Below are 14467 nucleotides of genomic sequence, written 5' to 3'. Positions count from 1 at the left end.
GTGTTGTCCTCCCTCGCTCGAGAGGCGAAGCTCGACCTTCTGGCCTACCTGCTGGACATGGCACGGTTGGAAGCCGTCCGGGCCCTCCAAGCCCCCGCCAAGGACCGTTAAGGATTGGCGATCAACGAGACCGCGTTGCCCCCGTGCCGCTCAAGGCGTCCTGCGATCTCAAGCTCCAGGAGAGCCATCTGGACGTTGCGGATCGACTGGCCGGACTGCCGGACCAGATCGTCGACCGCCACTGGCGAAGGGCCGAGGAGCGCCACAAGATCGGACTGGCGGTCAGCGGTATCCTCGTCCACCCCGGCTTCAGGCATGATCGGGCGCACGGGTGCGCGCAGGATGTCGGGAAGATCAAGTTCGTCCCAGAGCTCTTCCGAGCCGAGAATGTGGATCGGCTCCTCGGCGTTTTGATCGAGGCGGGGACCAGACGCGATCAGCGGCTCCAGGACGCTCGTCACATGCTCGACGCCGGCGCACAGGGTTGCACCGTCCCGGATCAGATCGTTGGTTCCTTCGGCGCGGGGATCGAGGGGGGAACCCGGCACGGCAAAGACCTCGCGTCCCTGCTCCAGGGCGAAGCGGGCCGTGATGAGAGAACCCGAGCGCCGCGCCGCCTCGACGACCACCACGCCGTAGGAGAGACCCGACACGATCCGGTTCCGGCGCGGAAAGTCCCGTCCGCGAGGCTCCCAGTCCATGGGCATCTCGGAGAGCACAGCCCCACCCTGCTCCACGATGATCTCTACCAATTGTGCATTCTGGACCGGATAGATCCGGTCGTGCCCTCCGGCCAACACCGCGACGGTGCCGGTTGCCAAGCTCGCCTTGTGGGCCTTCGTGTCGACGCCGCGCGCCAGTCCCGACACGACAGCGTAGCCGGCTTCGCCGATTTGCCGTGCGAGGCGCTCGGCGAAAGTCAGCCCTGACGCGGACGCGTTGCGCGACCCCACGATGGCGACCGACGGTTTGGCCAGAATTTCGGCCGAACCCCGGAGGGCAATCAGCGGCGGTGCGGTGTCGATGGCCTGAAGGGTCTTCGGGTAATCGGGCTCGCCCATGGCGATGAACCGGATGCCAAGACGCGCCGCGGCGGCCATTTCTTTCTCGGCCTCAGCCCGGCTGCAGACCTTCAGCATCAGGCGTCCGCTGCGACGGGCGAGGTCGGGCAAGGCCTCCAGTGCCCCGGCAGCGCCTCCATATTGGTTGACCAGCGCCCGGAACGTGCGGGGGCCGACCTTCTCTGAGCGGATGAGGCGAAGCCAATCGAGACGCTGCTCATCCGTGAGGATCATGCCTTATCCCTTCTGGCCGATTTTGCCTTCGGTCCCGGCCAGAAGGCGGCTGATGTTCTGGCTGTGCTTCCACCAAAGCAGTGCCACGAGGATGACCGCGATGCCGGCCATGCCGGGCTCGCCCAGGAGCCACAGGACGACCGGTGTCGCCGCGCTGGCGATCAGGGCGGAGAGCGACGAGTACTTGGACGCGAACGCCACGCCCAGCCAGATCAGGCAGAAGACGAGCGCCGCGACCGGCTTAAGCCCGATCAGCACCCCGATGAAGGTCGCCACGCCCTTGCCGCCCTTGAACCCGAGCCATACCGGGAAAAGATGGCCCAGAAAGGCGCCGAGCGCCGCCACGGTGGCGAATTGCGGCCCCCATTGCGCGGCGATGACCACCGCCGCCGTCCCCTTGAGGGCATCGCCCACGAGGGTCGCGGCCGCGAGGCCCTTGCGTCCGGTCCGCAGGACATTCGTGGCGCCGATATTCCCGGAGCCGATCTTCCTAACGTCTCCCAAGCCCGCCATGCGGGTGAAGATCAGGCCGAATGGGATCGAGCCCAGCAGATAGCCGAAGATCAGGGCGGCCAGCAGGTGGAGGAGGTTGGCTTCGTCGGACATTCTCTTCTCGTTACATGGTATCGCGTTGAAAGACCACCCTGCCCGCAACCATCGTGGTCGAAACCTGCCCCTCCAGCCGTGCCTCGTCGAAGGGTGTATTCTTGGACAGGGACCTGAGCTGTCGCTTGTCGAGCACGTAGGGCGCGTCCGGATCGAAGACGATCAGATCGGCGGGAGCGCCCACCGCGAGCCGCCCGGCCGGAAGCCCCAGAATCTCAGCGGGCCTCGTGGACATGGCACGCAGCAGTCTCGGCAGGGAAAGGCGACCTGAATGGACGAGTCGAAGGGCGGCCGAGAGCAGCGTTTCCAGCCCCACGGCTCCGTCGGCGGCCTCGGCGAAGGGCAGCCGCTTGTTTTCCACATCCTGTGGATTGTGGTCGGAAACGATCACGTCGATGGTCCCATCGGCCAGAGCTTCGATCATGGCCTGCCGGTCGTCCTCGTGGCGCAGGGGCGGCGAGAGCTTCAGGAAGGTGCGGTAATCGCCGATATCGTTCTCGTTGAGCGCCAAGTGGTTGATCGAGACCCCGCAGGTCACCGGCAGCCCCCGGTCCTTCGCATTCCGCACGATCCCGGCCGAATCGGCGCAGGAGATCATCGCCGCGTGATAGCGCCCGCCCGTGAGGCGCACGAGCCGGACGTCGCGCTCGAGCATCACCGTCTCGGCCTCCCGCGGAATGCCGGGGAGCCCGAGCCGCGAGGCGAACTCGCCCTCGTTCATGACCCCCTGCCCGACAAGGTCGGGATCCTCCACGTGATGGATGATGAGTGCGTCGAAATCGCCCGCGTAGGTCAGGGCACGGCGCATCACCTGGGCGTTCGTCACGGAGCGGGCACCGTCCGTGAAGGCGATCGCGCCCGCCTCCCTGAGACGGCCGATCTCGGCCATCTCCCGGCCCTCGAGTCCCTTGGTCAGGGCGGCGGCGGGGCGGACGTTGACGATGGAGGTGTCGCGTGCGCGGCGCACGATGAAGTCGATGACCGCCGGATCGTCGAGCGCCGGGCTGGTGTCGGGCATGGACACGACTGTGGTGACGCCGCCAGCGGCGGCGGCCTCGCCGGCGCTCTTCAGCGTCTCGCGATACGGCCCGCCGGGCTCGCCGATGAAGGCGCGCATGTCGATGAGGCCCGGGGCCAGCACTTGGCCGCCGCAATCGATCGCCTGCGCGTCGGAAGCCTCGGTCACCTGCGGTCCCACCGCCTGGATGAGGCCGTCGCGCACCAGCACGCCACCCCGCTCCTCGCGGTCGCTCGCGGGATCGATGAGACGGGCGTTCTTGAAGAGGATGAGTCCGTTGCTCATGACGCGCCTCACCGGTTCGGCAGATGGCTCGCCAGAGCCTCCAGCACCGCCATGCGCACGGCGACGCCCATTTCGACCTGTTCACGGATGAGCGACTGGGCCCCGTCCGCGACGTCCGACGAGATCTCCACGCCCCGGTTCATGGGTCCGGGATGCATCACGAGCGCGTCCGGTTTGGCGAAGGCGAGCTTTTCCTGATCGAGGCCGTAGAAGCGGAAATATTCCTTCACAGAGGGCACGAACGAGCCGTTCATGCGCTCGCGCTGCAGGCGCAGCATCATGACGATGTCGGCATCCTTCAACCCCTTCTCCATGCTGGTGAAGGTCTCGAACCCGAGACGCGCAATGCCGGGCGGCAGCAGGGTCGAGGGAGCCACGAGGCGCACCCGCGCGCCCATGGCGGCGAGCAGGATCATGTTGGAGCGCGCCACGCGGGAATGCAGGATGTCGCCGCAGATCGCCACGGTCAGGCCTTCGATCCGCCCCTTGTTGCGGCGGATCGTGAGCGCGTCCAGCAGTGCTTGCGTCGGATGCTCGTGGGCGCCGTCGCCTGCATTAACCACTGCGCAATCGACCTTCTGGGCCAGCAGGTGAACTGCGCCCGCCGCGTGGTGGCGCACCACGATGATGTCGGGCCGCATGGCGTTCAGCGTCACGGCCGTGTCGATCAGGGTCTCGCCCTTCTTCACGGAGGACGAGGCGACCTGCATGTTCATCACGTCGGCGCCCAACCGCTTTCCGGCGATCTCGAAGGAGGATTGCGTGCGGGTGGAGGCCTCGAAGAACAGGTTGATCTGCGTCCGGCCCCTGAGGGTCGACTTGCTCTTCTCGATCTGGCGGCTCACCTCGACCTGTTCGTCGGCCAGATCGAGCAGCGCCTGAATATCCAGGGGAGACAGCCCCTCGATGCCGAGGAGATGCCGGTGGGGGAAAACGGATCGGGGGGCGTCAGTCATCTTAAAGCGATGGCTATAGGCGCTCCGGGAAACCGCGGCAAGCAGGGTCTCTACGCCGGACGCCATTCGACCCTAGAATCATGAGGGATTGTGCCGAGGGGCGATCACCATGCATGCGTTCGAGACCCACGACGTTCTCAATCAGCCACCGCCCTTCAGTGACGTGAACCTGATCGCCGCCAACCAGCCCCTGCTCGATGCCTTGAAGGCGAGTGGCCTCGACACCGAGGGAGAACGGCTCCTTGAATTCGGCGGGACCTGGGGATCCGCCGAGCGGCTCGATATCGGCCGTCTCGCCAATGAGAACCCGCCCAAGCTGCGCACGCACGATTCGCGTGGCTACCGGATCGACGCGGTGGAATTCCACCCGGCCTACCATCTGCTCATGCGGGCCAGCATGGAGGATGGCCTTCACGCCTCGACCTGGGACGAGCCCGGGACAAGCCACGCCCACGTGGCGAGGGCGGCCCGGCTCTACACGGCGGCAGGCGTCGAGAGCGGACATGTCTGCCCCATCACCATGACCCATGCCTCGGTGGGGGCGCTTGCAGCCTCGCCGAACCGGCTTGCGGAGTGGCTGCCGAAAATCCGCTCACGAGTCTACGATTCCCGCTTCATCCCCTTCTGGGAGAAGGATGCCGTCACGCTCGGCATGGGCATGACCGAGAAGCAGGGCGGCACCGACGTCCGGGCGAACACGACTCGGGCTGCGCCCAAGGCCGGGGACGAATACGAGCTGACGGGTCACAAGTGGTTCATGTCGGCCCCCATGTGCGACGCCTTCCTCATGCTCGCCCAGGCGCCCGGCGGGCTCACCTGCTTCCTCGTTCCCCGCTTCAGGCCCGACGGTTCGCTCAACGCCCTGCGGCTGCAGCGGCTGAAGGACAAGCTCGGAAACCGCTCGAACGCCTCCTCGGAGGTCGAGTTCCGGGAGGCCTTCGGCTGGCGGATCGGCGAGGAAGGTCGCGGGGTGCGCACCATCATCGAGATGGTGCAGCTGACCCGGCTCGACTGCGCCGTGGCCTCGGCCGGGCTCATCCGGATGGGACTGGCGCTCGCCGCCCATCACGTCCGGCACCGCAAGGTGTTCCAGAAGCGGCTTATCGACCAGCCGGCCATGCGGATGGTGCTCGCCGACCTCGCACTGGAGAGCGAGGCCATGACGGCCCTTGCCCTGCGGGCGGCCGGCAGCTTCGACCTTCAGCAGGCGGATGGTCACGAAGCCGCCTTTGCCCGCGTTGTGACCCCGGCGGCCAAGTTCGGCATCTGCAAGGCCGCCCCGCGCCTCCTCTACGAGGCCATGGAGTGCCTCGGCGGCAACGGCTATGTGGAGGAGAGCGCCCTGTCGCGGCTCTACCGGGAGGCGCCGGTGAACGCGATCTGGGAAGGCTCGGGCAACGTGATCGCCCTTGATATCCTCCGCGCCGAGAACCGGGAGCCGGAGGTTGCTGCCTCTGTGCTGGAGCGCCTGATGAACGATGCCGGCGACCTTCCGGGCGCCTCGGATGCGGCCCGTGACATCGTCCTGGCTCTGCAATCCACCGACCCGGAGGCGAAGGCCAGATTCGTGGCCGAGCGGCTTTTCGTCCTTGCTGCCGCCGCGGCCCTGACCCGGTCTGCTCCGTCCCAGATAGTCGAGGCTTATGCCCTCACCCGCTTGGCCGCCCCGTCGCGAACGATCGGGGCCAACGACATCGGAGGAGCGGCGAATCCCTTGCTGGAGCGGGCATTCGTGGCCATATAGGAAACATACGTACAAGTCCGATTTGACTTGTCTGCAATCATCTACCACTTATCCCGCCCTGCGCTGGCCCGGGGCTGACCGGCGCATCGGCCCTGGCGACAGGGCGTCTGCCTGCTCCCGCTTTTAGGAAGTCGTTCATGAAAGTCCTCGTCGTCGAGTCGCCTGCGAAGGCCAAGACGATCAACAAATATCTCGGCAAGGATTACGAGGTCCTGGCCTCCTTCGGGCATATCCGCGATCTGCCCGCCAAGGATGGCTCGGTCGACCCGGATGCCGATTTTCGCATGATCTGGACGCTCGAGGACCGGGGCTCGAAGCGGGTCTCCGATATTGCCAAGGCGATCAAGGGCGCCGAGAAGCTCATCCTGGCCACCGACCCGGATCGCGAGGGCGAGGCGATATCCTGGCACGTCCTGGAAGCTCTGCGCGAGAAGCGCGTCCTCAAGGACCTGCCCGTCGAGCGGGTGACCTTCAACGCCATCACCAAGGACGCCGTTCAGGCCGCCCTGCGTCAGCCGCGGGAGATCGACCAGGCGCTCGTCGACGCCTATCTGGCCCGCCGGGCGCTGGACTACCTCGTGGGCTTCACCCTCTCGCCGGTTCTCTGGCGCAAGCTGCCGGGCGCCCGCTCGGCCGGCCGCGTCCAGTCGGTGGCTCTGCGCCTGGTCTGCGACCGGGAACTCGAGATCGAGACCTTCAAGCCCAGGGAATACTGGTCGTTGATCGCCACGCTCGCCACGAAAGACGGCGGGGTGTTCGACGCGCGGCTCGTCGGCGCCGACGGCAAGAAGATCCAGCGCCTCGACATCGGCAACGGCAAGGACGCGGAAGCCTTCAAGAAGGACCTAGAGCTGGCGACCTTCTCGGTGGCCAACATCGAGGCCAAGCCGGCCAAGCGCCATCCTTATCCGCCCTTCACCACCTCGACCCTGCAGCAGGAGGCCTCGCGCAAGCTCGGCCTCGCCCCGGCCCAGACCATGCGCATCGCGCAGCGTCTCTACGAGGGCGTCGATATCGGCGGTGAGACGGTCGGCCTCATCACCTATATGCGAACGGATGGCGTCGACATGGCGCCGGAGGCCGTGCAGGCCGCCCGCCGGGTGATCGGCAAGGAGTACGGCGACCGCTACGTGCCATCCGTGCCCCGCAAGTACACGACCAAGGCCAAGAACGCCCAGGAGGCCCACGAGGCCATCAGGCCGACGGACATGGGCCGTCTGCCGAAGGCCGTGGCCAAGTATCTGGAGCCGGAGCAGGCCCGCCTCTACGATCTGATCTGGACCCGCACCGTGGCGAGCCAGATGGAATCGGCCGAACTCGAGCGGACCACGGCCGAGATCGCCGCCCGGGTCGGTCCGCGCAAGCTCGACCTTCGCGCCACCGGCCAAGTGATCAAGTTCGACGGCTTCCTCACCCTCTACAATGAGAGCAAGGACGACGAAGGCGACGAGGACGAGGGACGTCTGCCCCCGATGACGGCCGGAGATCCGCTGGAGCGCCGCCGCATCAACGCCTCCCAGCACTTCACCGAGCCGCCGCCCCGCTACTCGGAGGCCTCTCTCGTGAAGCGCATGGAGGAGCTCGGCATCGGGCGCCCCTCGACTTACGCGGCCGTGCTCCAGACCCTGCGCGACCGGGAATACGTGCGTATCGAGAAGAAGCGGCTCGTGCCCGAGGACAAGGGCCGGATCGTCACGGCCTTCCTGGAGAGCTTCTTCCGCCGCTACGTGGAATACGACTTCACGGCCGACCTTGAGGAGCAGCTCGACCGGATCTCCAATTCGGAGATCGACTGGAAGCAGGTGCTGCGCGACTTCTGGCGCGACTTCTCCGCCGCCATCGGCGGCACCAAGGAGCTGCGCACCACGGAGGTGCTCGATGCCCTCAATGAGCTTCTCGGGCCGCATATCTTTCCCGACAAGGGCGACGGCTCCAACCCGCGCACCTGCCCGACCTGCGGCACCGGGCAGCTCTCGCTGAAGCTTGGCAAGTTCGGCGCCTTCATCGGCTGCTCGAACTATCCTGAGTGCAAGTACACCCGCCAGCTCGCCGCCAACGGCGTCGAGGGCGAAGGCGACGGCTCGTCGGAGAATGGTGGGCAGCCGGGCGTGAAAGTGCTGGGCACCGATCCCGAGACCGGGCTTGAAGTTACCTTGCGCGATGGCCGATTCGGCCCGTTCGTGCAGCTCGGCGAAGGCGAGAAGCCCAAGCGCTCGTCCCTGCCAAAGGGGCTGTCTCCGGCTCTGGTCGAGCTGGAAAAGGCCTTGAAGCTCCTGGCGTTGCCGCGCCAGGTGGCGACACATCCAGAATCGGGCGAACCGATCCTGGCGAGCATCGGCCGATACGGACCCTACGTTCAGCACGGCAAGATCTATGCCAATCTCGGGCCCAGCGACGATGTGCTGGAGATCGGGGCCAACCGGGCGATCGACCTGATCGTCACGAAGGAGAGCGGTGGCGGAGGCGCCCGCCGCGGCGCGGCCGATCCGGGCCGTGCGCTGGGCGACGATCCGGAATCCGGCAAGCCGATCGTCGTGAAGGCAGGCCGGTTCGGCCCCTACGTTACCGACGGCGAGACCAACGCCACCCTGCCGCGGACGATGGCCCAGGAGGCGGTGACGCTGGACGAGGCGGTCGAGCTTCTGAAGGCGCGTCGCGCCGCCGGCCCGTCGAAGAAGGCGGCCCGCGGTCGCAAGGCTCCTGCCAAGAAGGTGGCCGCCAAGGCACCTGCCGCGAAGAAAGCCGCTCCCAAGACGGCGGCAAAAAAGGCGGCCGCCAAGAAGCCGGTGGCCAAGAAGGCGCCAGCCAAGAAGACCGCCAAGGCAGGCTGATCCGGATGCGGGAGTGGCTGTCCTGGCTCTCGGTTGAGTATGCCGACCAATTTGAAATGATGCTGCGCCTGTGCGGCGCGGCCATCGCCGGCATGACGGTCGGAATCAACCGGGACATCCACAACAAGCCGATTGGGATGCGGACGCTCGGTCTCGTTGCCCTAGGGGCAGCTCTCGTGATCCTGTCCGGCTCGGTCTATGAGGGACTGCATTTTGGCCAGGATGCCGTCAGCCGCGTCGTCCAAGGCATCATGACCGGGCTCGGCTTCCTGGGCGCTGGTGCGATCCTCCGCGGTCGGGACCAGATGCAGGTTCAGGGGCTGACGACGGCGGCGACCGTCTGGATTGCGGCCGGCCTCGGCGTGACGGCAGGCTTGGGCGCCTGGTTCATTACGGTTACAGGCACCCTGGTCACGCTCTTTCTTCTGACGTTCGGCAAACGGATCGAGGAGGTGCTGATTCGGCTCTTCGGCCGGAGCGAAGAGGTTGACGAGGACGATTAGAGAACGAGCCCGAGGCCCAAAATGGCCACGGCCGCCATGGAGAGCCAGATCAGGCTCGACCCGTAGGATCGGTGGGCGGTGCGCGTGACATCCGGCTCGTCGAAAGCGAAGGCTTCGCCGGCATTGCGTGCGGCGCGGTCCAAATGAAGCTTCTGTGCCGGTCCCAATGTCGTCCGCGTCGTCACGTCCGTTTCTCCTGTCAAGCTCATGCTTAACCATTTAACGTGAATGGAATTTAAACAGTTCCTCGTGACAGCCGGAAGACATCCTTTCGAGGGAAACGTTGGTAACCTTTACGGCCTAACCTGATTGAACATTTGTCCACCCTTTAAGCTCGAAGGCCCTTCCTGTTTCCGTTTTGTTCTCGTATAAAAACGGAATGAGAAATAGTGTAAAGAAGCGCGAATCATCATCCCGGACCAAGGTCCCAATGACAGACAACGACGATCTCTTCGGAGGCGCGAGCGCCAAGCGCGCCGCGCCTGCCTCGGCCCGCAACGCCGCCGTGAAGGTGTCCCGGCCAGCGCCCCAGCAGGGCACTCCGGGGGAAGCCGGCTATGACGCTTCGGCCATTGAGGTGCTGGAGGGGCTCGAGCCCGTCCGCCGCCGTCCCGGCATGTATATCGGCGGAACGGACGAGAAGGCCCTGCACCACCTCTTCGCCGAGGTGATCGACAACTCCATGGACGAAGCGGTCGCCGGACACGCGAGCTTCATCGAGGTGGAGCTGGAGGAAGGCGGCTGGCTGTCGGTAACCGACAACGGGCGCGGCATCCCGGTTGACCCGCACCCCAAATTCCCGAAGAAATCCGCTCTCGAAGTCATCATGACCACCCTCCACGCGGGTGGCAAGTTTGACTCGAAGGTCTACGAGACCTCGGGCGGCCTGCACGGCGTCGGCGTGTCGGTGGTCAATGCCCTGTCCGAGATCCTCGAGGTCGAGGTGGCGCGCGGCCAGACCCTGTACCGCCAGATCTTCGCCCGCGGCCTTCCCCAGGGCAAGCTCGAGACGGTAGGCCGCGTGCTCAACCGGCGCGGCACCAAAGTGCGCTTCAAGCCCGATTGGCAGATCTTCGGCAAGGAGGCGCATTTCCAGCCCCGCCGCCTGTTCAAGATGGCCCGGTCCAAGGCCTATCTCTTCGGCGGTGTCGAGATCCGGTGGAAATGCGCCCCATCCCTGATCGAAGGCGTGGAGAACGTTCCCGCGGAAGCCACCTTCAAGTTCCCGAACGGCCTGAAGGACTACCTGCTCCACGACATCGAGGGCAAGGACCTGGTCACCGATCAGATCTTCGCCGGCAAGATCACCAAGCCCGGCAGCCATGGCTCGCTGGAATGGGCCGTCGCCTGGATGACCAACGAGGACGGGTTCTCGACCTCCTACTGCAACACCGTCCCGACGCCTGAGGGTGGCACTCACGAGAATGGACTGCGGATCGCCCTCCTGCGTGCCCTGCGCGAGCACGCGGAGCGCGTCGGCCAGTCCAAGCGCATGGCGGCAGTGACGACCGACGACGTGATGGCCACCTGCGCGTCCATGCTGTCGGTCTTCATTCGCGAGCCCGAATTCCAGGGCCAGACCAAGGACAAGCTCGCGACCGTCGAGGCGGGGCGCATCGTCGAGAACGCGATCCGCGACACCTTCGACCATTGGCTCGCGGCAGCCCCGCAACAGGCGAACAAGCTGCTCGACTGGGTCATCGATCGGGCGGAGGAGCGTCTGCGCCGCCGCCAGGAGAAGGAAGTCGCCCGCAAGACCGCGACCCGCAAGCTGCGCCTGCCGGGCAAGCTCGCGGATTGCTCCAATGCCGGCGCCAAGGGCTCCGAGCTGTTCATCGTCGAGGGCGATTCGGCCGGCGGCTCCGCCAAGCAGGCCCGCGACCGTGCCACCCAGGCGGTGCTCCCGCTAAGGGGAAAGATCCTGAACGTGGCCTCGGCCGGGCGGGAGAAGTTGCACCAAAACCAGCAGCTCTCCGATCTCGTGCAGGCTCTGGGCTGCGGGACGGGCTCCCACTACAAGTCCACCGACCTGCGCTACGAGAAGGTCGTCATCATGACCGACGCGGACGTGGACGGCGCCCATATCGCGTCCCTGCTGATCACCTTCTTCTACCGCCAGATGCCGAAGCTCATTGACGATGGGCATCTGTACCTGGCCGTCCCGCCCCTGTACCGGCTGACCCAGGGCTCGAAATCGGCCTATGCTCGGGACGACGCGGACCGGGAAAAGCTGATGAAGACGGTGTTCAAGGGCAACGGCAAGGTCGAAATCGGCCGCTTCAAGGGCCTCGGCGAAATGCTGCCGGCTCAGCTCAAGGAAACCACCATGGACCCGAAGAAGCGCCTGCTGCTGAAGGTCATCGTGGAGGCGGACGACAAGCCTGAGGCCAGCGACGCGGTGGAGCGCCTGATGGGCAACAAGCCCGAAGCCCGCTTCGCCTTCATCCAGGAACGCGCCGCCTTCGCCGACGAGGCCGATCTGGATATTTAGTCCCGTTCGGCCCGAGCGTCCGCCGTACAATGTCATCACCGACCTTGTGCCGGTGATCGCAGTCGGCAACGCCCTGTGCTCTTCAGGATCGGACTGGCTAGAGCAAGCCTGGCCATGACGGGCTCAGGGTACTCCTCGGGCCGCCGAAAATTTTTCGAAATTTTCCCGAATCTTTGGAACCAACCCCGGTTCAGGGCGTTTTACAAGCTCACCGGCTCATTCTGCCCCCACGGGCCGGTCCCTCAAAGGCTCCGATTTCGGGGCCTTATTTTTTGGTCGAATCGCTTCCACCTCCGTGGATCTCTTGCCGCGCGGGAACGTCTTCAGCATGGCGGACCGAACGGACTAGCCGCCGCCACGCTTGCATGCGACAAGACCCCGCGAACCCGACGAGAACTCCTCTTGCCCAAACGTCCGAAAGCCGACCAGCCGTCCCTTCCCTCCCGCGAGGAGGTGGTGTCCTTCATCTCCCATGCGCAGGGCAAGGTCGGCAAGCGGGAGATCGCACAGCGCTTCGGCATCAAAGGCGACGACCGGATCTGGCTCAAGCAGATCCTCAAGGACCTGGAGGATGAGGGTATCCTCGACCGACGGGGCAAGACGATGCACAAGGCCGGCCAGCTCCCCCCGGTCGTTCTGGCGGACATCACCCGGCGGGACCAGGACGGCGAGCTGATTGCCGTCCCGACCGAATGGGACGAGGAGGAGCACGGCTCCATCCCGACGATCATCATCCTGTCCCCGCGCAAGCCGCGCCCCGGCATGCCCGTCGCGGGCGTGGGCGACCGGGCTCTGCTGCGGGTCGACCCGCTCAAGCCCGGCGACATCCACCGCTATTCCGGCCGCGTGATCAAGATCATCGCCAAGAAGCAGGCGCAGGTGCTCGGCCTCTTCCGAGCCCTACCGGAAGGCGGAGGCCGGCTCGTGCCGGTCGACAAGAAGGCGCGCGACCAGGAACTCCAGATCAGACCTGGCGACGAGGGCGAGGCGAAGGACGGCGACCTGGTCTCCGTGGCGGTGGTGAAGCACGGGCGCTTCGGCCTTCCTACGGCCAAGGTGAAGGAGCGCCTGGGCACGATCCAATCGGAGAAGGCCATCAGCCTCATCGCGATATACGCCCACAACATTCCCAACGACTTCCCGAAAGCGGTGCTGGACGAGGCCGCGAGCGCGAAGCCCGTGACCCTGGACCGTCGCGAGGACTGGCGCACCCTGCCCCTGGTCACGATCGACCCGCCTGATGCGAAGGACCATGACGATGCGGTCCATGCCGTCCCGGACGATGATCCGAACAATGAGGGCGGCATCATCCTGACGGTCGCCATCGCCGATGTGGCGGCCTATGTGCGCCCCGGCTCGGCCATGGACCGGGAGGCGCAGGAGCGCGGAAACTCGGTCTATTTCCCCGACCGTGTCGTGCCGATGCTGCCGGAGCGTATCTCCAACGACCTGTGCTCGTTGCGGCCGCGTGAGGACCGCCCTGCCCTCGCGGTTCGCATGGTGATCGGTCCCGACGGTCGGAAGATTCGGCACAGCTTCCACCGGATCATGATGCGCTCGGCGGAGAAGCTGTCCTATCAGCAGGCCCAGGCGGCCATCGACGGCCGGCCTGACGACGTGACGAAGCCCATCCTCGACACGATCCTCAAACCTCTCTGGGCCGGCTACGAGCTGGTCAAGAAAGCCCGTGATATCCGCGAGCCGCTGTTCCTCGACCTGCCCGAGCGCAAGATCGTGCTCAATCCCGACGGCACCGTGGACCGCGTGTTCGTTCCGGAACGGCTCGAGGCGCACAGGCTCATCGAGGAGTTCATGATCCTCGCCAACGTGGCCGCGGCCGAGAGCCTGGAAAAGGCCGATTCCGATCTGATCTACCGGGTCCACGATGAGCCTTCGCTCGAGAAGATGCGGTCGCTGAGCGAGGTGCTCGCCTCGATCGGGCTGAAGCTCCCGAGCCAGGGGGCACTGAAGCCCGAACTGTTCAACCGCATCCTGCGCAGCGTCGCGGACACGGAGCACCAGCTCTTCATCAACGAAGTGGTGCTCCGCTCCCAGTCCCAGGCCGAATACTCGGCGGAGAACTACGGCCATTTCGGCCTGAACCTCCGGCGCTATGCCCATTTCACCTCTCCGATCCGCCGGTATGCTGACCTGATCGTCCACCGGGCGCTGATCGCCGCGAACAAGCTGGGCCGGGATGGATTGCCGCCTGACACGACCCGGGCCGAACTGATCGAGATCAGCGCCAAGATCTCGGCCGCGGAGCGTCGCGCCATGGCGGCGGAGCGTGAGACAATCGACCGCCTGATCGCGCACTTCCTTGCCGACCGGATCGGCGCCACATTCTCCGGACAGATCTCGGGGGTGTCGAAGGCGGGCCTCTTCATCAAGCTGAACGAGACCGGAGCGGACGGCTTCGTTCCGGCGGCCACGATCGGCGACGACTACTACCGCTATGACGAGAAGAGCCATTCCATGCGCGGAGACGACACGGGGGAAACCTATCGTCTCGGCGACAAGGTGGAGGTGAAGCTGGTCGAGGCGGCGCCCGTCGCCGGCGCGCTGCGCTTCGAGATCCTCACGAAGGGGCGCTTCACCGGCCGGAGCGGCCCGTCGCGAAAGGGCGCGAAGCGCCCCTCGCGCGGAGCAAAGGCGGGTGCCGGGCCGTCCCCGAGGGGACGCTCCCCGACGCGCGTGAAGGTCAAGCGGCGCGAACGCGGCTGATGGAAGGATCGACT

General features: G+C 65.9%; 10 protein-coding genes. 5 read left to right on the top strand and 5 right to left on the bottom strand.

Annotation, left to right across the window (positions count from 1 at the left end; genetic code table 11):
* Nucleotides 1–107 precede the first annotated feature (107 nt).
* From dprA to HPT29_RS12230, 4 genes are read right to left on the bottom strand one after another with little or no spacing between them, the layout of a single operon-like run.
* Nucleotides 108–1295 carry a DNA-processing protein DprA gene (dprA, locus tag HPT29_RS12245; protein WP_173950402.1) on the bottom strand — a complete coding sequence of 396 codons (1188 nt, stop codon included), beginning with the start codon at nucleotides 1293–1295 and terminating at the stop codon, nucleotides 108–110.
* Nucleotides 1296–1298: 3 nt separating this feature from the next.
* On the bottom strand, nucleotides 1299–1901 hold the full coding sequence (gene plsY, locus HPT29_RS12240) for a glycerol-3-phosphate 1-O-acyltransferase PlsY (RefSeq protein ID WP_173950401.1): 603 nt from the start codon (nucleotides 1899–1901) through the stop codon (nucleotides 1299–1301).
* Between the two features lie 10 nt (nucleotides 1902–1911).
* Complete coding sequence (locus HPT29_RS12235) at nucleotides 1912–3204, bottom strand: dihydroorotase (protein ID WP_173950400.1); 1293 nt, start codon at nucleotides 3202–3204, stop codon at nucleotides 1912–1914.
* An 8-nt stretch (nucleotides 3205–3212) separates the two neighbouring features.
* Nucleotides 3213–4160, bottom strand: coding sequence for an aspartate carbamoyltransferase catalytic subunit (locus HPT29_RS12230; RefSeq protein ID WP_173950399.1), 948 nt, complete (start codon nucleotides 4158–4160; stop codon nucleotides 3213–3215).
* A gap of 109 nt (nucleotides 4161–4269) precedes the next feature.
* On the opposite strand from HPT29_RS12230, the gene HPT29_RS12225 reads away from it, so the two are divergent.
* From HPT29_RS12225 to HPT29_RS12215, 3 genes are all read left to right on the top strand, one after another.
* Nucleotides 4270–5904 (top strand): isovaleryl-CoA dehydrogenase, encoded by a 1635-nt coding sequence (locus HPT29_RS12225; RefSeq protein ID WP_173950398.1) that lies wholly within the window; start codon nucleotides 4270–4272, stop codon nucleotides 5902–5904.
* Between the two features lie 137 nt (nucleotides 5905–6041).
* The gene (topA, locus tag HPT29_RS12220) at nucleotides 6042–8735 is read left to right on the top strand and encodes a type I DNA topoisomerase (RefSeq protein ID WP_173950397.1); all 2694 of its coding nucleotides are present in this window, start codon (nucleotides 6042–6044) and stop codon (nucleotides 8733–8735) included.
* A 5-nt stretch (nucleotides 8736–8740) separates the two neighbouring features.
* On the top strand, nucleotides 8741–9238 hold the full coding sequence (locus HPT29_RS12215; protein WP_173950396.1) for an MgtC/SapB family protein: 498 nt from the start codon (nucleotides 8741–8743) through the stop codon (nucleotides 9236–9238).
* On the opposite strand, the gene HPT29_RS12210 is transcribed toward HPT29_RS12215, so the two are convergent.
* Nucleotides 9235–9423: a hypothetical protein gene (locus tag HPT29_RS12210; protein ID WP_173950395.1), complete on the bottom strand. Its 189-nt coding sequence runs from the start codon at nucleotides 9421–9423 to the stop codon at nucleotides 9235–9237. The genes HPT29_RS12215 and HPT29_RS12210 overlap by 4 nt on opposite strands.
* Nucleotides 9424–9668: 245 nt before the next feature.
* Between HPT29_RS12210 and parE the strand changes: the two genes are divergently transcribed.
* Nucleotides 9669–11729, top strand: a complete 2061-nt coding sequence (gene parE, locus HPT29_RS12205) for a DNA topoisomerase IV subunit B (RefSeq protein ID WP_173950394.1) — start codon at nucleotides 9669–9671, stop codon at nucleotides 11727–11729.
* A gap of 402 nt (nucleotides 11730–12131) precedes the next feature.
* Nucleotides 12132–14453 (top strand): ribonuclease R, encoded by a 2322-nt coding sequence (rnr, locus tag HPT29_RS12200; protein ID WP_173950393.1) that lies wholly within the window; start codon nucleotides 12132–12134, stop codon nucleotides 14451–14453.
* Nucleotides 14454–14467: the final 14 nt, after the last annotated feature.

Origin of the sequence: Microvirga terrae (genome assembly GCF_013307435.2) — a bacterium.
Classification (GTDB): Bacteria; Pseudomonadota; Alphaproteobacteria; order Rhizobiales; family Beijerinckiaceae; genus Microvirga; species Microvirga terrae.
This window is presented reverse-complemented; position numbering and strand designations above follow the sequence as displayed.